This is a genomic window from Klebsiella sp. RCJ4, assembly GCF_009025755.1.
Lineage (GTDB): Bacteria > Pseudomonadota > Gammaproteobacteria > Enterobacterales > Enterobacteriaceae > Klebsiella > Klebsiella michiganensis.
Genome location: NZ_WCIN01000026.1, coordinates 1 through 20,240, shown reverse-complemented (window position 1 = coordinate 20,240; position 20,240 = coordinate 1). Strand labels below are relative to the sequence as shown.

General features: G+C 54.1%; 15 protein-coding genes. 2 read left to right on the top strand and 13 right to left on the bottom strand.

Annotation, left to right across the window (positions count from 1 at the left end; translation table 11 throughout):
- Positions 1–61: 61 nt before the first annotated feature.
- Both F8562_RS08500 and F8562_RS08495 read right to left on the bottom strand, forming a co-directional pair.
- Positions 62–1,495: an anion permease gene (locus tag F8562_RS08500; protein ID WP_094909569.1), complete on the bottom strand. Its 1,434-nt coding sequence runs from the start codon at positions 1,493–1,495 to the stop codon at positions 62–64.
- A 108-nt stretch (positions 1,496–1,603) separates the two neighbouring features.
- Positions 1,604–2,659, bottom strand: a complete 1,056-nt coding sequence (locus F8562_RS08495; RefSeq protein WP_014837372.1) for a 4-oxalomesaconate tautomerase — start codon at positions 2,657–2,659, stop codon at positions 1,604–1,606.
- 280 nt (positions 2,660–2,939) lie between these two features.
- On the opposite strand from F8562_RS08495, the gene F8562_RS08490 reads away from it, so the two are divergent.
- Positions 2,940–3,878, top strand: coding sequence for a LysR family transcriptional regulator (locus tag F8562_RS08490; RefSeq protein ID WP_014227868.1), 939 nt, complete (start codon positions 2,940–2,942; stop codon positions 3,876–3,878).
- 28 nt (positions 3,879–3,906) lie between these two features.
- On the opposite strand, the gene rihC is transcribed toward F8562_RS08490, so the two are convergent.
- The 6 genes from rihC to ribF form a co-directional block, all read right to left on the bottom strand.
- Positions 3,907–4,821 (bottom strand): ribonucleoside hydrolase RihC, encoded by a 915-nt coding sequence (gene rihC, locus F8562_RS08485; RefSeq protein ID WP_014837371.1) that lies wholly within the window; start codon positions 4,819–4,821, stop codon positions 3,907–3,909.
- Between the two features lie 65 nt (positions 4,822–4,886).
- Complete coding sequence (gene ispH, locus F8562_RS08480; RefSeq protein WP_014227866.1) at positions 4,887–5,837, bottom strand: 4-hydroxy-3-methylbut-2-enyl diphosphate reductase; 951 nt, start codon at positions 5,835–5,837, stop codon at positions 4,887–4,889.
- 1 nt (position 5,838) lies between these two features.
- Entirely contained in the window at positions 5,839–6,288 is a 450-nt protein-coding gene (gene fkpB, locus F8562_RS08475) for an FKBP-type peptidyl-prolyl cis-trans isomerase (RefSeq protein WP_038424059.1), read from the bottom strand.
- Positions 6,289–6,339: 51 nt separating this feature from the next.
- Complete coding sequence (gene lspA, locus F8562_RS08470; protein WP_004098485.1) at positions 6,340–6,840, bottom strand: signal peptidase II; 501 nt, start codon at positions 6,838–6,840, stop codon at positions 6,340–6,342.
- On the bottom strand, positions 6,840–9,656 hold the full coding sequence (gene ileS, locus F8562_RS08465) for an isoleucine--tRNA ligase (RefSeq protein WP_038424943.1): 2,817 nt from the start codon (positions 9,654–9,656) through the stop codon (positions 6,840–6,842). The genes lspA and ileS overlap by 1 nt, the downstream gene beginning before the upstream one ends.
- A 44-nt stretch (positions 9,657–9,700) precedes the next feature.
- The gene (gene ribF / locus F8562_RS08460) at positions 9,701–10,639 is read right to left on the bottom strand and encodes a bifunctional riboflavin kinase/FAD synthetase (protein ID WP_004098483.1); all 939 of its coding nucleotides are present in this window, start codon (positions 10,637–10,639) and stop codon (positions 9,701–9,703) included.
- A gap of 330 nt (positions 10,640–10,969) precedes the next feature.
- Here ribF and rpsT point away from each other — a divergent pair, with 330 nt between their 5' ends.
- Positions 10,970–11,233 (top strand): 30S ribosomal protein S20, encoded by a 264-nt coding sequence (gene rpsT / locus F8562_RS08445; RefSeq protein WP_003018940.1) that lies wholly within the window; start codon positions 10,970–10,972, stop codon positions 11,231–11,233.
- Positions 11,234–11,399: 166 nt separating this feature from the next.
- Here the strand turns inward: rpsT and nhaR are convergent, their stop codons facing one another.
- The 5 genes from nhaR to F8562_RS08420 form a co-directional block, all read right to left on the bottom strand.
- Positions 11,400–12,299 (bottom strand): transcriptional activator NhaR, encoded by a 900-nt coding sequence (nhaR, locus tag F8562_RS08440; protein WP_014227863.1) that lies wholly within the window; start codon positions 12,297–12,299, stop codon positions 11,400–11,402.
- 52 nt (positions 12,300–12,351) lie between these two features.
- Positions 12,352–13,527: a Na+/H+ antiporter NhaA gene (gene nhaA / locus F8562_RS08435; protein ID WP_014227862.1), complete on the bottom strand. Its 1,176-nt coding sequence runs from the start codon at positions 13,525–13,527 to the stop codon at positions 12,352–12,354.
- A 467-nt stretch (positions 13,528–13,994) separates the two neighbouring features.
- Positions 13,995–14,687, bottom strand: a complete 693-nt coding sequence (locus F8562_RS08430) for a winged helix-turn-helix transcriptional regulator (protein WP_032694608.1) — start codon at positions 14,685–14,687, stop codon at positions 13,995–13,997.
- Between the two features lie 327 nt (positions 14,688–15,014).
- Complete coding sequence (locus tag F8562_RS08425) at positions 15,015–18,074, bottom strand: chitinase (RefSeq protein ID WP_101869179.1); 3,060 nt, start codon at positions 18,072–18,074, stop codon at positions 15,015–15,017.
- 90 nt (positions 18,075–18,164) lie between these two features.
- The coding region (locus F8562_RS08420) for a glycosyl hydrolase family 18 protein (RefSeq protein WP_151891897.1) at positions 18,165–20,240 on the bottom strand (2,076 nt) is incomplete at its 5' end.

Here is a 20,240-nt window from a genome sequence, read left to right as displayed (position 1 = left end):
GAGGACTTACCCCCGGGCATCAGAGGATGCCCGGGCAAACCTTCATCTCCTTAAAGATTATTTAAATTACCCCCCAGGCGATTAACATCTCCCACCACCATACCCCAAGGGTGATTTGCAGAATAAAAGTCAGCAATGCTAATATCCCACCAATAATCCACCATGATTTGATATCATTATAGCCAACGCCAAAAATAACTGGCCCAGCCGCACCGCCGTAGTGGGTTACCATGCCCCCATAAGAGTTGCTGAATAATAGCGCGAGCGCGGTGAGCATTATCGGTGCGCCAGAAACATTCGCCAGCATGGCAAAGACCGGTACCATGGCGACAATATAAGCACTCCCTGACGCGAAGAAATAACGAACCAATATGCTCAGTGCGACAATCACAATAAAAGCGACATTGCCGTGGCCATCAAAGGAAATATTATTTTTAAGCGCCTCTGCAAGCCATACGAAAAATCCAACCTTAGAGAGCAATGAGCTTAAACCAATAATACCCCCGTACCAGATGAGCGTATTCCATCCTCCTTTATTCTTAATCACGTCATCCCAGGTGACGATTTTCAATACCAGCATCAGCGCCATTACGCAGATTGCAACGGTAGACTCATTGACCCCCAGGGCGCTGCTGAATACCCAACCGCCGAGCGCAAGAACAAAGAGGCAAGACAGCATCTTTTCCCGCACCGTCATCGGCCCCAAAGCGTCTATGCCTGTCTGAGCGATCTTTTTATTATCAACCCGCTTTAATTCTGGCGGATACAGCTTGTAGGTAATCAGCGGCGTCAGCAGCAACATAATGATGCCAGGTAGTCCTGCGGCCAGCGCCCATCCTCCCCAGCTCAATTTTAGGTGGCAAATATCTTCGATCATTTTCAGCGCGAGGATATTCCCGGCCATGGCGGTGAAGAACATGTAGCTGGTCGTTTTAGTGTCCATATAGATGTTCAGCATGAGGTAATGGCCCACGCGCTTCGCGCTCCGCTCCGGCTCTGACCCTAAGGCGACGGCGACGCTATTGATTATGGGTAAGACGATGCCGCCGGCGCGGGCAGTATTCGACGGCGTGGCGGGCGCCAGAATCAGGTCAAGAAAAGCGGTAACATAGCCAAGGCCCAACGTCGTGCTGCCAATCTTGCCGATAAGAATATAAGCAATTCTTTTACCCAATCCGGTAATCACAAATGCCGCGCTCAGGGTAAATGCAGAAAAGACTAACCAGGTGGTACCTGATGAATATCCGCTTAATACGCTGGCGGCTTTTATCGAACCGCCACCCAAATTGCCCACAATCACCATTGATGCCGCAACGGCGATCAGCAGTACCACGGGTTCAGAAAACGGTTTAATCACTAAACCTACAATCGCTGCCAGATAGATACCGGATAATACCCAGGCAAGTGTTGATAATCCTTCCGGCGCCGGGCATAAACTGATGAGTAACGGTATTGCTATAATAACAAGCAGCTTCCATAATTTATTATTTTGCATTTCCATTCCTTACCTGCACTCAATATTTGAGGATGCTTGTTGAACGTATTCACATGCCTCCCCTCTCCTCTTCTACGGTGGATTGATAGATAAGCGGAGGGTGGATATTTATTCGGGGATGTAAACCGTTCCTGAAAGGATTTTCCGCGCGGTGCGTATAACCGATGCCCGAATATCCTCCGGGCGCTCAGCTGTATGACTTAAATCGACGTCGATCCCCCCGCTGGGGTGTTCGACCGTAATAACGCCATCGCCCGATAGCTTCGTCAGTTCATTCGCAATGGTGCCTGGAATAACGCATGCGCTTGCCAGACCGATAGCGCCGGTAATCGCCAGCGATTTATGACAGTTATGCGGCATAAAATAACGTACATTTATCGTTCCGCCGCTTAGCCCCGGAGAAATCAGAACCGGTTTAGGGATAACCATATTGCTCACATCCCCAAACCCCATCGCCTTCCCGGCCTGACGGCGAATAGATTCCAGCGATTTGAGTAAGGCTGTATCCCGATCTAATTCGCTGGCAGATTCATATCCGGTTTTTCCCAGACTCTGGGCCGGGATCACCACCATAGGCATCGCCATATCAATACAGGTCACTCGTACATTATCAAAGACTTCCATACGATTGCCCGTTGGGAAAAGCTGGCCGGATTTTGCGCCCGCGGCATTCAGAAAAGTCAGCGCAACCGGCGCGGCATGGCCTGGAACGCCATCGATTTGCGTATTGCCTTCATAAATAACCTTTCCATCTGGTGTTTGAACGTCAGCGTCAACAAAGGTATTGGTGTTCACATTTCTTATACGCACTCGCGTAACCGGCGACACCGCCTTAACCAACCCATGTTCAATGGCAAAGCCGCCAACCGCGCACAGCATATTGCCGCAGTTTGGCGTCGTATCCACCCGCCGTTCATTGACGATGACCTGAACAAACAGATAATCGATATCCGCTTTGTCGCTTAGGGATTGACTAATAATGGCCACTTTACTGGTTTGCGGGCTCCCTCCGCCAATACCGTCAATCTCCAGCTCGTGACCGGATCCCATTATGGTTAACAAGCACTCATCACGTTTCTGAATATCCTTGGGTAAATCATCTGCTAATAGAAAGGCACCTTTTGATGTCCCTCCACGCATTAATACACAGGGAATGCTCTTCATAGCATGTTCCTTATCCGCCAGAAATAAATAGAAGAATTGAATAAAACGCCGCGTGAATTTAATTGGTTTTATGTTCTTTAAGATTTTTATTTACTTAATTAACGGCCAGATAAATCACGTCAGATATTTTACCGATTCATTCTACTTGCAAGAATTTCGCTGGTTGATAAAATTTTGCCATAAGAGTTATTCCTGCTAAGTATTAATAAAAAAGCATGTCTGCTTAATAATGACTTGTCGTCTACTTAGAACAACGCTTATTAAACCCTACGGAGCAATAATGAAAAATGAACTATCCGGTATGAAAGCCTTTGTCACGGTGGCAGAGCTTGGCTCATTTAGCAAAGCCGCCGAGCAGCTCAGCCTCTCGCAGCCGGCACTCACCAAAAAGATAAAAAAAATAGAGAGTCATCTGAATATTGCGCTGTTCGAACGAACCACGCGAAAACTTGCGCTTACCCAGGCCGGAAAAATACTGCTCCCCAAGGCAAAAGCGTTGATTTCCAGTCTTGATGCGGCAATATTTAACCTCAACGATTCAACTTCTCAATTACATGATACCGTTACGCTATCTTGCATTCCGACCGCCGTATTTTACTTTTTACCGCGCGCTATCGTGCAATTTAATAAAAACTACCCCAACATCAAAGTACGAATTTATGAACAAGGTATAGAAACGTGCATGAACTCGGTACGAAAAGGCGAAGTTGATTTTGGAATAAACATGAACTTCATCACATATCCAGACATCGATTTTATCCCCCTGGTGAATGAGCCTTTTGTTCTGGCCTGTCGGCAAGACCACCCTCTGGCGTGTCGAAAATTAGTCGAATGGCGGGAACTGGTGAGCCAGACCTTAATCGGCGTCAGGAAATCAAGCGGCAACCGACAGTTAATAGAGAAATGCCTGGCGGATAAGCCCTGGCGACTGGATTGGTTTTATGAAGTCAGGCATTTGTCGACCTCGCTCGGCCTTGTCGAAGCCGGACTGGGCGTCTCGGCGCTTCCCTGTCTGGCTATGCCCCATAGCGGCAATAGCACCGTCGTGAGCGTTCCGCTCGTGGAGCCGGTTATCCGGCGGACGCTTGGTATGATCCGCGTAAAGAACAGACCTCTCTCCGCGGCGGCGGAACGATTAGCTTCGCTCTTACTGCTTATGTGGACGGATGAAGCGGGCGCGCTATGGCGCAACGTCGTTGATGCCACTCACAATACCTGAGCGCCGCGCCGGCCGCTTCGTCCCCCGGTTAAGGCGCCAGGGCAATCACCTCGGCCGCCCAGCGCTGAAATCCTTCGACGTCCAGCCCCAGCGCCACCCGTGCATTTGCCGGCTGGCCCAGCCTGCCTTCGATATCAACCACCGTGGTGCCTGAGGTCCATGTACCCTGGGTTTCTACCGCCACAAAGCATGGTTCAAGGGTAAAGAGCTGCGGGCGAACCAACCACGCAATCGCGCACAGGTCGTGCATACGCAGCCCGCTGCTCATGCTGCCGCTACGGTAGTGGCTAAACAGCGCGTGCAGCATTTTCCCGGTCAGATTCAACGTTGGCAGAGTGGCGAGGTAATCCGGCGCCAGCATCGCCTGATTGGTGACGTCCAGCCCGCACATGACGATATCCAGCCCGCTGTTGAACACTTTAGCCGCCGCTTCCGGGTCGATGGCGATGTTAAATTCCGCATTCGGCGTAAAGTTGCCGCGCCCGGCGGAGCCGCCCATGATCGCCAGGCGACGGATATTAAAGCGGCATTCCGGGTACTGGGTCAGCAGAAGCGCAATGTTGGTTAACGGGCCGATCGCCACCAGGGTCATCGGCTCCGGGGCGTGCATCAGCGCGTCGCGGATCGCCTGAAACGCCGGTTTCGCCAGCGGCTGGCGGTGATGTTCAACGAAATCGTAGCCTTCCATACCGGACTCGCCGTGCACCGAGGCGGCGTCGCGCAGAGGGCGAACCAGCGGCATCGACGCGCCCTGGGCCAAGGGAACATCGGCGTTCCAGAAATGCAGAAGCTGAAGGGCGTTGCGTGTCGTTTTCTCCACCGACACGTTGCCCGCCACCGTGGTCATCAGCTGCAGATCAAGCTCGGGGGCGAACAGCGCGGCGGCAATCGCCGCGGCGTCATCAATGCCGGGATCGGTATCCAGTATGATAGGTAAGCGCATCGTTTCTCCATAAAAAATGCCAGACGTTAAGTCTGGCATCTTCTCATACTGCGGCGGAAAAGAACTTACTCTACTTCACGGACATCTACGCGCAGCTCTTTCGGCACCTCGAAAACGATGTTCTCTTCGCGGCCTTCCAGCGGCACCGCTTCGCCGCCGCCCAGCTCCTGCAAACGAGAAATCACGTTCTGTACCAGGATATCCGGCGCCGATGCGCCCGCGGTCACGCCGACGCAATCCGCCTCTTTGACCCAGGCTTCCTGGATATCGGTCGCGTCGTCGATCAGATAGGCCGCTTTCCCCATCCGCTGCGCCAGCTCGGCCAGGCGGTTAGAGTTAGAGGAGTTCTTCGACCCCACCACCAGCACCACGTCGGCCTGCCCGGCCAGCGCGCGGACGGCTTCCTGACGGTTAGTCGTGGCGTAGCAGATATCATCTTTACGCGGCCCGACGATTTTCGGGAAGCGCTCGCGCAGAGCGTCAATCACGTCGGAGGTATCGTCGACGGAGAGCGTCGTCTGGGTCATAAACGACAGCTTAGCGTCGTTTTTCACGTCCAGCGTCCAGACATCGTCCGGCGATTCCACCAGGTACATCCCCCCCTGCGGGTTGCTGTACTGCCCCATGGTGCCTTCCACTTCCGGGTGACCGGCGTGGCCAATCAGAATCGACTCTTCGCCGCGGCGGCTGGCGCGGGCGACTTCCATATGCACTTTAGTCACCAGCGGGCAGGTGGCGTCAAAAACCGTCAAATCGCGGCTTTTCGCCTCGTTGCGAACGGCCTGAGAGACGCCGTGGGCGGAGAAAATCAGGATGGCGCCGTCCGGCACTTCGCTAATCTGCTCGATAAAAATAGCGCCGCGTTGACGCAGGCTGTCGACAACATAGCGGTTGTGCACGACTTCATGACGCACGTAGATCGGCGCGCCGTATAGCGTCAGCGCATTTTCAACAATGCTGATAGCGCGGTCAACGCCTGCGCAGAAGCCGCGCGGGTTAGCCAACAGAATCTGCATCTTACTCCTCCAGCGCCGGATCGATCTCCAGCACTTCAACATCAAAATGAACGGTACGCCCGGCCAGCGGATGATTGAAATCAACGGTGATCGAATCGCCGTTCACTTCGCGGATCACGCCGGGCATTTCGCTGCCATCCATTGCGGTAAAAAGCATTATCGCGCCGACTTCCGGCTCGCCCGCGTCGATAAACTCCCGGCGCGAGAAATATTGAATCAGGTCCGGGCTCGGTACGCCAAACGCGGCGTCCGGCTCCAGCGAAAAGGTGGTTTTATCCCCTTCTTTCAGCCCCAGCAGATGCTGTTCCAGACCTTCAGAAAGCGAGGTATCGCCCAGGCGAAAGAGCGCGGGTTTACCGTTATTGCGGGTTGACTCTGCGGTGGAGCCATCGTCGAGCTTTAAGGTGAAGTGCACCAGCACCGCACTGTTGCTCTGTACTGATTTAGACATGCAGGTTGCTCACTTGTTTTGCCCGGCGGCAGCGCCGCCGGGCGAGTTTTGTTACGCCTGTTTCTTCGCAGCCGCGTTCGGTAAGAAGCCTTCCAGCACAATCAGCGCCGCGCCGATACAGATAGCGGTATCGGCGAGGTTGAAGGTGGCGAAGTGCCAGTTCCCGACGTAGAAATCGATCATATCGACGACAAAACCATGCCACAGCCTGTCGAATAAATTCCCCAGCGCGCCGCCAATAATCAGGGCGTAGGCAATATTATTCAGCTTTTGCGTCGCCTTAGAACGATACATCAGCACCGCAAGGATCACGCAGATACCGATAGCGATACCGGCGAAGAACCAGCGCTGCCAGCCGCCGCTGTCGGCGAGGAAGCTAAAAGCCGCGCCATAGTTGCGCGCATAGTGCAGATTAAGCGATGGGAACAGCGATACCGTATCCCCCAGAGCGAAGTTCTGGAGGATCAGGAATTTACTGCCTAAATCGATAATCAGCACGGCTACGACGACCCACAGCCAGCGTAGCCCCGTTGAACAAATCGGTTTACTCATCAGGCAAACTTACGTTTTTCGCCGTCACCGGCGATGTTGCTGACACAGCGTCCGCAGATATCCGCGTGTTCCGCCACCTTGCCGATATCCGTGGTGTAATGCCAGCAGCGCGGGCACTTGTCACCTTCGGCTTTACTCAGCACGACTTTCAGACCTTTGAGCAGTTCACTCTGCCAGGCGTCGGCCGGAGCCTGCGCATAATCGGCAACGTTCGCCCCTGAGGTCAACAGGACAAATCGCAATTCATCGCCCAGCGCGTTCAGCTTCGCCGCGAGATCGGCATCGGCGTACAGCGTTACCGCCGCTTCCAGAGAGCCGCCCACCTGCTTGTCCGTACGAGCCTGTTCGATAACCTTGTTGACTTCGCCACGCACCTTCAGCAGCGCGTCCCAGAAGCCGTCGTTCATCGCTTCGTCAGCGTCCAGGCCAAACAGGCCGGTATACCATTCGCCGGTAAAGACGTATTTCTCGCGGTCGCCCGGCAGGTAACCCCAGATTTCGTCAGCGGTGAAGGACATGATCGGCGCCATCCAGCGCACCAGCGCCTCGGCAATATGGTACAGCGCGGTCTGGCAGCTACGACGCGCGATGCTGTCAGCCTTGGTGGTGTACTGGCGATCTTTAATGATATCGAGCCAGAACGAGCCCATTTCGATGGAGCAGAAGCGCATCAGGCGCTGCACCACTTCGTGGAAGTCGTAGGATTCGTAGGCTTTGACGATATCGTCCTGCGCCGCTTGCGCGCAGCCTACTGCCCAGCGGTCCAGCACGACCATCTCTTCCGGTTTCACCATATCTTTTGCCGGATCGAAACCGTTGAGGTTCGCCAGCAGGAAGCGCGCGGTGTTACGGATACGACGATAGCTGTCAGCGGCGCGTTTGAGGATCTCGTCAGAGACCGCCATTTCGCCAGTGTAGTCGGTGGAAGCCACCCACAGGCGCAGAATATCCGCGCCCAGCTTGTTCATCACGTCCTGCGGAGAAACGGTATTGCCGATAGACTTGGACATCTTGCGGCCCTGGCCATCAACGGTAAAGCCGTGGGTCAGTACCTGGCGGTAAGGCGCTTTGCCCTTCATCGCGGTAGAGATCATCAGGGATGACATAAACCAGCCGCGGTGCTGGTCGGAGCCTTCCAGATACATATCGGCGGCGTGACCGGCGAACTCCGGACGCACGTCAACGACGGAAGAGTGGGTCGACCCGGAGTCAAACCAGACGTCCAGCGTATCCGGCACCTTCTCGTAGCTATCCGCGTCGGCGCCGAGGATGTCGCGGGAATCGAGATCCCACCACGCCTGGATGCCGTCGACTTCTACGCGTTTCGCCACTTCTTCCATCAGTTCCAGCGTGCGCGGGTGCAGCTCCTGCGTCTCTTTATGCACGAACAGCGACATCGGTACGCCCCAGGTGCGCTGACGGGAGATACACCAGTCAGGACGGTTGGCGACCATCGATTCGATACGCGCCTGGCCCCAGTCCGGGATCCACTGCACGCCTTTGATTTCGGAAAGCGACTGTTTGCGCAGACCTTTTTGATCCATGCTCACGAACCACTGCGGCGTGGCGCGGAAGATGATCGGCGTTTTGTGACGCCAGCAGCACGGGTAGCTGTGCTGCATTTTTTCAACGTGCAGCAGCGCGCCTTTTTCTGACAGAAGCGCAACGACAACATCGTTGGCTTTAAAGACGTTTACGCCGTCCAGCGTTGGGTAGGTTCCCGGCAGATAGGCGCCGTCCGGGCCAACCGGGTTCGCCACTTCCAGGCCATATTTTTGACCGATGACATAGTCATCCGGACCGTGGCCTGGCGCGGTATGCACCGCACCGGTACCCGCGTCCAGCGTGACGTGATCACCCAGGATCGCCGGGACGTCAAAATCGAGGAACGGATGCTTAAAGCGCATCAGCTCCAGCTCGGCGCCGTTCACCACCGCCAGGATGGTGTAATCAGCAATGCCGGCGCGCTTCATCACGCTGTCGACCAGGTCTTTTGCCAGAATCAGCGCCTGACCGTCAACCTGCACCAGCGCATAGTCAAACTCCGGGGAGAGCGAGATGGCGCGGTTCGCCGGCAGGGTCCACGGGGTGGTGGTCCAGATAACCAGAGAAACCGGGCCGTTGACGTCGGCCACGCCAAATTTCGCCAGCACCGCCGCTTTATCGGCCGCGTGGAACGCCACGTCGATGGACGGAGAGGTTTTGTCGTAATACTCGACTTCCGCTTCCGCCAGCGCGGAACGGCAGTCTACGCACCAGTGCACCGGCTTAGCGCCTTTGTGCAGATGGCCGTTGCCGATGATTTTACCCAGCGCGCGGATGATGTTGGCTTCGGTTTTGAAGTCCATGGTCAGGTACGGGCGCGACCAGTCGCCCAGCACGCCCAGACGGATAAAGTCTTTACGCTGTCCGTCAACCTGGGTGGCGGCGTATTCGCGGCACTTAGCGCGGAACTCGGCGGCGGTGAATTTCTCACCCGGCTTACCGTACTCTTGCTCCACTTTCAGCTCGATCGGCAGACCGTGGCAGTCCCAGCCCGGTACGTACGGAGAGTCATAGCCCGCCAGCCCTTTGGACTTAACGATAATGTCTTTCAGAATCTTGTTAACCGAGTGACCAATATGAATGCTGCCATTCGCATAAGGAGGGCCATCATGCAGAATGAAGGTTTTTTTGCCTTTTTTGGCTGCACGAATGATGCCGTACAGGTCATCATCGGTCCAACGCGCCAGCATTCCCGGTTCACGCTTGGCGAGGTCGCCGCGCATCGGGAACCCTGTTTCCGGCAAATTCAGGGTCGATTTATAGTCACTCATCAGATTCTCGGTTCCGTATTTCGGTTTGATAAACACCGTCAGGGTTATGCCTGGCCGGTTAGCCCAAAGAAGTCGCGGGCCGTTAACTCATCACGTGCGATTTGCGTTTTCAGCTCATCAAGCGACGCAAATCGCTGCTCATTACGTATTTTTTTACGCAGTATTACATCTATATGGCGACCGTAGAGGTCCATTACAACATCCAGGAGATGAACTTCCAGCTGCTGACGCACGCCGGAGACCGTTGGACGAGTACCAATGTTGGCGACGCCCATAAAAGGTTTGTCGCCAAGCCCTGTCACTTCTACCGCATAGACCCCTTTTACCGGGGAAACCTGACGGCGCAGCGGTAAATTCGCCGTCGGGAAGCCTATTGTGCGCCCGAGCTCATCGCCGTGCACGACGCGACCGGAGATGGTAAACGGATGCCCCAGCAGCGTCTCCGCGAGGGGCAGATCGTCGTCCGCCAGCGCCTGGCGTACCGCCGTGCTGCTGATGCGCACGCCGCCTTCACAGAAGGTTTGAGTGCTGGTGACGTCAAAGCCGAACTCCACGCCGGCTTTTTGCAGTAACAAGAAATCCCCCTGGCGACCGGCGCCAAAGCGGAAATCATCGCCAACGGCGAGGAACTGGACGCCCAGCTGGCGCACCAGCAGTTCGCTGATAAAGTCCTGGGCGGTCAATGCCGCAAAGCGCCGATCGAAGCGCACGCACAGTACGTAATCGACGCCGCTTTCGGCCAGATAATTCAGCTTCTCACGCAGGCGCGTTAAACGCGCGGGCGCTTTATCGGCGGCAAAAAGCTCAAGCGGCTGTGGTTCAAAAATCATCACCACCACCGGTAAGCCACGCTGGCGACCTTCTGCGCGCAAACGCTGCAATAATGCCTGGTGCCCGCGATGCACGCCGTCAAAATTTCCAATGGTCAGCACGCACCCGTGCGGGGCCTGACTGAGATTATGTATGCCGCGTATCAGCTTCATGTCTGGCTCAAAACAGTGAAAATCGTCCGAGTATACCTTGTACAACTGGCGACGTTAACCAGCGATTGCACCTCTTCACCGAAAGATCCCGGGAATTCATTCACTCAGCGCGAGATTGCGGGAAAATCTCTCCAGCGTCGTCGATTTTTATGGTCGAAAGGCTGTATTCGCCTGCAACAAGCTGGTAGAATCTTGCGCCATCACTACGTAATAAAGCGTTGTTGGTTTAAACGACGCTTATTTGCACAAATCCATTGACAAAAGAAGGCTAAACGGGCATTCTCCTCGGCCTTTGAATTGTCCATATAGAACACATTTGGGAGTTGGACCTTGGCTAATATCAAATCAGCTAAGAAGCGCGCCGTTCAGTCTGAAAAGGCCCGCAAGCACAACGCTAGCCGTCGCTCTATGATGCGTACTTTCATCAAGAAAGTATACGCAGCTATTGAAGCTGGCGACAAAGCTACTGCACTGAAAGCATTTAACGAAATGCAACCAATCGTGGACCGTCAGGCTGCTAAAGGTCTGATCCACAAAAACAAAGCTGCGCGTCATAAAGCAAACCTGACCGCTCAGATCAACAAACTGGCTTAATCGCCTGCTTGTTGTCGCTTTGTAAAAAAACCCGCGAAAGCGGGTTTTTTTATGCCTGTCGTTTATCACGTAATACGTCACGACTCGCGTTCTGGTTATCGCAGCCAGCTCATGCTTCCGCATGAACTGGTGGGGTATTTTCCGCGCGGCAAGAAACCGTTCTGGCCTATGCCTGAGGCGGCGTAAAGAGCGCCGAATAGTCGCGATGACAAATACGCTGCACCGCTGGATGCTGGATCATTCGTTCGGCAAAGATGGCGTGATACTCCTCCATGACGTTGTCCATGCGTCCGATCTCGACTATCGACTCATCGCTATAGAAATCATGCGCATAGAGCGTCGGCGCGACAAATATCGCATTGTGCGCCGCGCCGAAGGCCTTCATCAACGCCGCATCATCAAACTCGCCCAGAATCTCCACCTGCAAACCCTGCGAGTTAAACCAGTTCAGCAGCTTGCGCCCTAACATAGAACGGCGGCCGGGGATCAGCAAACGGCGTTCTTCCAGACAGCCGGGGAACGGTTTTTCCGGCGGCGGATTCATGCACCAGAAGCTCACGCTGCACTCGCCGATTTTCACCGAAAACAGCCCTTCCTGCTGGGTGGAATCGATGGGGCAGTCGGAGATAATCATATCGAGTTTATGCTGGCTTAGCTGCTCCAGCAGCATTTCGTGGGTCGACTCGAAGCAGCGTAAATGGATCTGTTCATTCTCGACGACGGCGGCATCCAGTACGCCGCTCACCAACCTTTTCGACAGCGCATCCGCAACGCCAACATCAAACAGCAGATTCGACTCTTTACGGTAGTTAACGATGTCGAGCATTTCCTGGCTCAGCGTAAACATGCGATCCGCATAGCGGAACACCAATTCACCTAATTCGCTAGGCTCCAGCCCCCTTCCTTTACGCTTGAACAATTTCCCCTGCAGGCGTTCTTCCAGCGCCTTAATTTGCCCGGTAATGGTCTGCGGCGTCAGGAACAGCGCTTCCGCCGCGCCAACAACGGAGCCCTCTTTGTAGACATGCCAGAAGTAGTACAGGTGGTTGTAGTTGATATGCGACATGCTTCTCTCCCTGATAATGTCCAGGAGAGCCGTAGCGGCTCTCCGTGAGATGTTAAGCCGCGTAGCCCGAATCCGTTACGCGCTTACGCAATATTATGTATCCCGTGACGGCCGATAATATCGATCCAATCAGGATGCCAAGCTTGGCCCAGTTGATCAATCCGGGGTCGACGCTACCGAAGGCCAGGGTGGCAATAAAAATCGACATTGTGAAGCCAATCCCACACAGGATGCCGACCGCCATAATTTGCTTACAGGTGGTTCCTTCGGGTAACGAAGCCCATTTCAGCTTCAGCGCCAGCCAGCAGAAGACGCTAATACCCAACGGCTTACCGATAAACAGCCCGGCAATAATACCCAACGGCAGCAGTGAGGTCAGCCCTTCTACCGTGACGCCCTGCAAAGAAACGCCCGCGTTAGCGAAGGCGAACAGGGGCAGGATCAGGAATGCCACCCACGGATGCAGCACGTGCTCAAGCTGCTTCGCCGGCGATTTGCCGTTCTGCTCTTTTAGCGGGATCATAAAGCCGACAATGACCCCGGCCAGCGTTGCGTGAACCCCCGACTTAAGAACCGCGGTCCAGAGTATGGCGCCCACCAGAATATAGATCCCGGTACGCCGTACGCCGCACAGATTTAACCCCGCCAGCACAGCAATGGCTCCGGCAGCGACAACCAATGAGACGACGGAAAGATCGTGCGTATAGAACAGCGCAATAATAATAATGGCGCCCAGATCGTCGATAATGGCCAGCGCCATCAGGAAAATCTTCAGCGCGGCGGGCACCCGATTCCCCAGCAGCGCCAGCACGCCCAGCGCGAAGGCAATATCGGTGGCGGCCGGAATTGCCCACCCTTCTCTGGCAATCGCATCCTGGCCGTTAAACGCCAGGTAGACCAGCGCCGGAACCACCATTCCGCCCAACGCCGCGACCACCGGAAACACCGCCTGGCGACGGCTGGCCAATGCCCCCTGATTCATTTCACGCTTCACTTCCAGACCGATAAGCAGGAAAAATACCGCCATCAGCGCGTCGTTAATCCACAACAGCATGTTCTTGTTGATCTCTAACGCACCGATGCGCAGCTGGACGGGCGTTTCCAGAAAAGAGCGATACAGGCCGCTGGTCATGCCGGTATTGGCTAATAACATGGCCATGATAGCGGCCAGGATTAAGATAATGCCCCCGGAAGCATCGCTCTGAAAAAAACGCTGCAGATGTTTCACTTTTACCTCACCATATCCGCAAACAACTCGATAAAAGCATAATACATATGCGGAAACCTCGAAAAAATCAGTTTTAAATTGCCATTACATTCGTTTTTTACGAATTAACCCTCATTAAGAGATTGGCCGTCCGCTCGTCAATGGGTGACGCTGCGTTGTCCGAACAGGAAGTCAGAGGTACGCCAGCCCCATCCTCAACGGCCATAAGGAAAGAATCCGTATCGCCATCTTCATGGTTATGCGTATTAGCTTAGCGTGAATGGGATGATGCATGAGCGGTTGCCGCGATCGTCGACTTTTTTATGTCCCCATAAGATATTTAAAAATTATACCAATGGGAAATCTCTCTTTACGTCATTAGCATGATTGACAGGATAATCAATATATGAATATCTCGACAATTTCCGTACCAAGAAAGTTTAAAAGGTGACTACTAATACTAATAAACACCTTTGCCCTGAAAAGTATTAAAAAGCCGTGGGTAATTTTTTCATATCTATTAAACGGCCGCCATCAATAGTTATATAGCCGCCTTTTTTCAGTTCAGAGAGAAGCTTCATGGTACGGCTACGGGAAATTCCTGTTCGGCGTTGAATGAAGTTAAGCACATTAATACTTTGTCGATATTCGCTGGCATAAGCCCAAAGCTCGATTAATAACGATCTCACCTTCAGATAAGAATCCACACCGACCAGTTCACGATCGCGTACGCTCATGACCATCAGACGATAGGCAAGTATTCGTGCGACATCGTGCCACAGATCGCACTCATCAACAGTCTTGATAAAGTCGGGCAGAGACACTGCGCGTCCGCTGCACTTCGTTTCTGCTATCAGAAAGTGTTCTGGCCGGGTCGGAACATTGTAAGTCACCCCATAACTATCGACTAATCCGATAATGGCGGGAGCAAAAGAGGAATTAACATGAAGTCCGCTGCCACAGCGGCAAAAGGAAAATATACCTGACTCCAGCAGCACAATTTTATTTTCCCCGTCTGAATTCAGTAAAAACTCATCTCCGGGAGCCAAATTAAAAGGTTTACCGAAGGACCATAGCGAGGCGAAGAGTGCATCAAGCGCTGCATGCGGTTTAGCCTGTTGGGAAAAAAGATAGGAATGCAGGGTATTCCCATTATCATTTTCAGCAACGTCTAATTTCATTTTTCATTATTACCATAATCATAGATTACCCCAAGATATACTTAACGGAGGTTATCTTCAATTCATTATAAACATCCTCCCGGAAGTATATTTTTAGCCGCAAGCACGAAAACGCAATACTTAGCACAAAGCGCAAATTCTTAATATAAACTTCAACAACCACAAATAAATCGCAAAACAAAAAATTAACATAACAATAAAATAACTGCTGAAACTATCTCTCACGAAATAAAAATACACTAAAAATAGTGATTCAGAAATTAAATATTCTGAATCACTATGAACAGCGATGCATTTTTCAGGCGCTATGGCGGGGTAAATGTGACATTAACTGAAATAGGCCGGTGCGGTATAATACTCAACCATTTTATCTGCCAGCCAACCGCCATCTTCACCATTAGAGTGAATGGTGGTTATGCTTACCGTCGAGCCGCCGCCCCACAGTACTGAGAAAACATGGTAGTCGGGTAGATTCAATGCCTGCATTTGCCCCCAGTCGTAACCCTTATCCTGGCGTAAAAAGTCACCGACGGTCGCCGCGCCGTAAGTTGCGCTATTCACCGCCGTATTGAGCAGATCTGACGCGATGGTATCGAGATCGCAGCCAATACGCGCATCGCCCATAAAGAAGCTTCCGCCCGATGCGTAATGCGCGGCGGCAATTTTACTGCTGCCTTCATCCACGGTTGGCATATGGCCGCCCGGAATTTGCCACAGCATTGCCGGTTTACGCAGCGCTTTAGCCGCGTGTTTTACCATCCCCAGATAATTCAACCAGCAGGTCGCGTTCCAGGCATAGTGCGCTAATGCATCAGGGCTAAAGCAATCGCGCTCAAATTTATCAAAAGCGATAAAGTCTGGCGCATACTCACCGCTATAGACACCCAGCTCATTGATAAAGTTGGCGATAGCGGTCCCCTGCGCGGCCGGATCGGCGTTCGGCCTGAGTACCCAATCTGCCGTTCCCGTCGCCCATACGTTTGTCTGCCAGCCGAATGCCACATCCGGCGCGAACTGCCGCACAATGTAGTTGACCGCCTGGACATAACCGTAGAGATCGTTAGAAAACGTCGGCAACACCGGCGCGCTGAATCCCGGAAGCGCAGGCAAAGCGTTAATCGCGGCCGCCAGTTGGACATTAACCTGCATGCTATTCGCTTGACGCACCGCAGCGTAGCCATACGGCTCCTGCTGCATCGCGCCAAGAAAATCGGGGTTCAGCACAAAGGTGGCGGGAACCGGATGCTCGTCATCCTTCCAGGATTGCGCCGCGAGACACTGGGTGATGAAGTTGCCAAAATGGTTACGCAACCGCTGAGCGTCCTGGAGATCGGCGAGCGCGCTGCCGCCGCTGGCATTGGCGGTATACACCACCATGACCGGCATTACGCAACGGCCCGCCTCTTTTTCAATCTCACGTACCAGAGGAACGGTTTTGTGAATCGGGAGCGAATCATAATCAAGAAAGCCGTCGCCGTTTTTATCCACTTCCGCAGCCGGGACGGGGTCACCGCCGCCATCAAAACCATCGTATTTAAACAGGGCGCTAAAGGGGACGTCGCGGTATAGCGATACGGTGTCCGCCGCATTCACCGTCACGCCACCGTGGGCGAGATAGTTTGGCCAGCCTTTAACCTGCAAGGGAACGCCCTGAACAAACTCCAGGGTGATATGGTTGACGCTTTGCAACAGCCGCAGCGGCGCGTCCGGTTCACAGCGCCACGGCGTCCCGGAGAGATAAACCTCTGGCGCCTCAACGCTGTACTGGCCAGGAGCCATAGGCATCGCCAGCGTTTGCAGATGGGGAGTGCTCTCCAGCATCAGAGTATATTGATATTGCCCATAGCAGAACCGATAGCGCTGGGGCGAAACGCCCTCAGGCAAGCCCAGTATAGTGGCCTGAACCTCAACAAAATCATGGCTATCAACCTCCGTCTGCCGGAAGCCGACGAGCACCTCTTTCGCCACCCCTTGTTCAGGGGTAAAAATAGTCGGCAGGGCGGGAGTCGTCACCATCTGGTTATTGATAACCGCAGGTTGCAAACCCATCTGATAGCGGTGCCCCGCGGTAAGCCGGGTCACCAGCTGCATTTGATTGACGGGCATTGTCAGGGTTCTTTCGCAGACGCCAGATTCCGTCCACAGCTCAACCACCATTTCCGCGCCGATGAACTCAGGGGCATCGACAGTCAGGCGTACCGAAGCCAACGGTACTGGCGATTGATACGCAACCCGGCAGGTTTGGGCGTCATGACCGGAAACAAGCTTAAGCGAATACGTCGATTCAACAGGCGCGATCCGCATATCATCATTGCACAGCTCCAGCACGGTGATAGCGTAATCGCCGGCGCTAAGATCGCCGATGACTAAAGCCTGTCCCCACTCGCCGGCAAAGCGTTGTGATGTTGCGTCTGGATAGCGCAGATCGATGGTCGGCTTGAGGGTTGTGCTTTCCGCCAACGGTGGAAACTCAATTTCAATCGTCCCCTGACGGCCAGGATCGTGCGCCAGGGTTGCGGTTAAGCCGCTCATCGTGACCGGAGTTTGGGTAGCGGAAAGAAAGAACTGCAGCTCGGCGCTGGCCCCGGCCGTCAGCCAGAACTCGCCATCATGATGAATGGTAATCGTATTTTTCTCGATGGGCCAACCGCCGTCGCTGCCCAGCGTCACGGGCTTATTGCCGAGCAAAGAACCGCTGAACGGGCTGTAAGGATCGGGATGCCCGCTGGCGGTAAACTCCAGCTTAAGTTGATTAAGATCGATAGAGTGGGAATAGAGATTGGTCAGCGTCAGGGTGACGCGCTGATACCAGCTGGTCGTACTCAGCTGGCTTGCCGCAATAACTATCCCTTCCTCTTCCTCAACCGCATCATCACCCTGCTCTTGAGGTTCCGGAGCAACCTCATCCGTTTCCTCATCAGCAGGGATATGGTCTTCAGGTTCGGGCTTCAGGCTATCAGTATCATCATCGGCGGGAACTTCAGGTTCTGGCTCAACCTCATCTGCAGCGTCATCCGTTGTCTCGTCTTGTGCCGAAGAGGCCAGCGTTAATGTGAAGGTCGAGAGTTTTACCGGAACCTGAGTGGCGACAAAACTGAAGAATAACGTACCGCTTTCGCCCGGCTGCAGTAACAGCTGCCGGCTGTTATTAATAATGATTTCATTGACGTCAACGGTCCCCTGTGATTTACCGCTTAACGTAAGAGGCATGTCCCCTTTGAGGGTACCGCCAAAATTTCCCCACGGATCCTGATGGCCGGACCCGGTAAAGCTAATGACCGCATGATTCATATCCACGGCACGGTTATTTTCATTGGTGATGGTTAACGTGATTTTCTGATACCAGCTATTCACATCGATCTGGCTGTTTTTAATCGAGACCGTCATTGACAACACTCCTCGTTCCCTGGTGGAAAAAGCCCCGGTTTTCCGGGGCTTGTATTGTTGAACTCAATCCTTTTCCTTTAATGAAAAGGATTAGTAAGCACCAAGGTCAGTCCATGCCTGGCCCGCAGCGCAGTTCAGGTCCGGCTGATCGCCCTGAGACCACCATTTCACCTGGTAGTTATGGCCTTTCCAGCTTACCGTTTCGAATGACCCCCAGTTCCCACCGTACACGGTTGCGGCATCCCACAGCGGATAAGGCGTAGTCGCGTCATCCCCCGAAGTCTCATCTTCTGCCGGCGTGGTATCTTCTTCCGGCTCTACGGGCACAACGCTATCTTCCTCTTCCGGCTCAGGTTGAATCTGAGACGCAGCCGGAACGGCGACCAGCACGAAACGCTGCTGGGTAGAAGGCTCGCCCCAGACATCCCGGACAAACAGGGTGAACTGGAAGTTGGTTTTAACGGAAACGTCCGGAACGACGAACTCGATCACGGGAACGGTTTTGTCAGCCACGGTGATTTCAGACGGAACACCCCAGCTGAAGGTGATATCGTCTTTATCTTCGTCAGAGGATCCTTCACCGGAAAGCTGTACGGTAGAGCCGCCGACGACGCGCAGTTCAACGGCGGCTTTCGGCGCGTGGTTCACGTCGGTAGTCGCATCTTCTTCATCCGGTTCATCCGCCGGGTCGACGTTGATGCCTTCGAAATAGAACGGCTCCATATCGATAACTTCAGACGCCATTTCATAGCCCAGACCTTCACGGGCGGCGTTAACCAGCACGCCGTTGTCCTGGTCGATTGTCCAGGTGAACAGCGCGCCCAGGCCGAGGCTGGCGGCGTATTCGCCCTTGGCTTTCACCGTGCGCGGCGTATCCAGGGACATGAACAGTTTGCTGTCAGGGTTGTAGAGGTAGTCCGCGTCGGCAACCTTGTCGGTGTAGACGTTGAAGCCGTTACGGCCTTTCTGGTTTTCCAGATCCAGGTAGTTATAAATGATGTCGTACCATTCGGTGGTACCCGATTCGAAGGAGCCGACGGTGGTACCGGTGCCCGGGTTATAGGTGCCTTTCAGCGGGGACAGGGATTCCAGCTCCGCGTTGCGCTCGTTACGGGTGTAGGCAGCGTAACCAATGTTGATGCGCTCTGCCGGGAAGCCTTCGGACAGCAGATGGCCGACAACGGTATCCACCCCCCAGCCGCCTTCTTCCAGCGCCTTCAGGTTGGTGTGGTGGGTCACGCTCTCCGCCCACGGGGTACCGAAGAAGTCATAGGTCATGACGTTGATACCGTAAAGGCCCGCTTTCAGCAGCGCATTGACGTTGGAGTAGCCGAGCGTCTTGACCACTGCGGAGCTGGCAATGGAGATTTTGACGTTGCTCAGGCCTGCGGCGTCCAGCTGCTTACGCAGTTCGCCAATCAGCAGGGCGTAGTTCTCGCCGTCTTCCGGGCCGTACGGGTTGCCAGCGCCTTCGGCGTTCGGATATTCCCAGTCAATGTCCACTTCGCTGAACATCGGGAACTGCTTGAATAGTTTTACCACGCCTTTGGCAAAGACCTTACGCGAGGCGTCAGACGCGGCGGTTTCATGGAAACCGTTACTCATACTCCAGCCGCCGATGCTCATGGACAGCACCAGGTCGTGGCCCTGCTGCTTCGCTTTGGCCTGCAGATCGCGCAGGCCGCCGAGCAGGCCCTTAGTATTACTCTGGGTCACGGTCTTCGGATCGACATCCCAGCCGCTGACGGTATGGCCAACGTTAACGTAAGACTGGAAGTCGCCCCACGGGTCGAGGAAGGTGGGCTCGTACTTCACTTTTCCGCACTGATCGGCACCTTCGGCAACCACGTCGCGCCACAGGTTGTCTACTTTGTGGAAGCCGGTCACGCCGACGAAACCGACGATGATTTTGTCGTAGGCGGTAGGAGAAACGTTGGCCAGGTCGTAGCCGCGACCGCGGTTATCTTTTGAATCATCGCCCTGCAGACGACCATCGTACTGTGACCAGTCGGTGTAGTAGCCGAAGACTTTGGGTTTGGTGGTGGAAGCTTTGTATTTGTTATAGACCGGTTTAGCGACGCGAGCGGAGGTATAGCTGTATGCGCTCACTTCTGTTGCCGGGTTAAAGCCGTCTGCGGCGTTGCTGGTTTCGGTCAGCGTATCGCC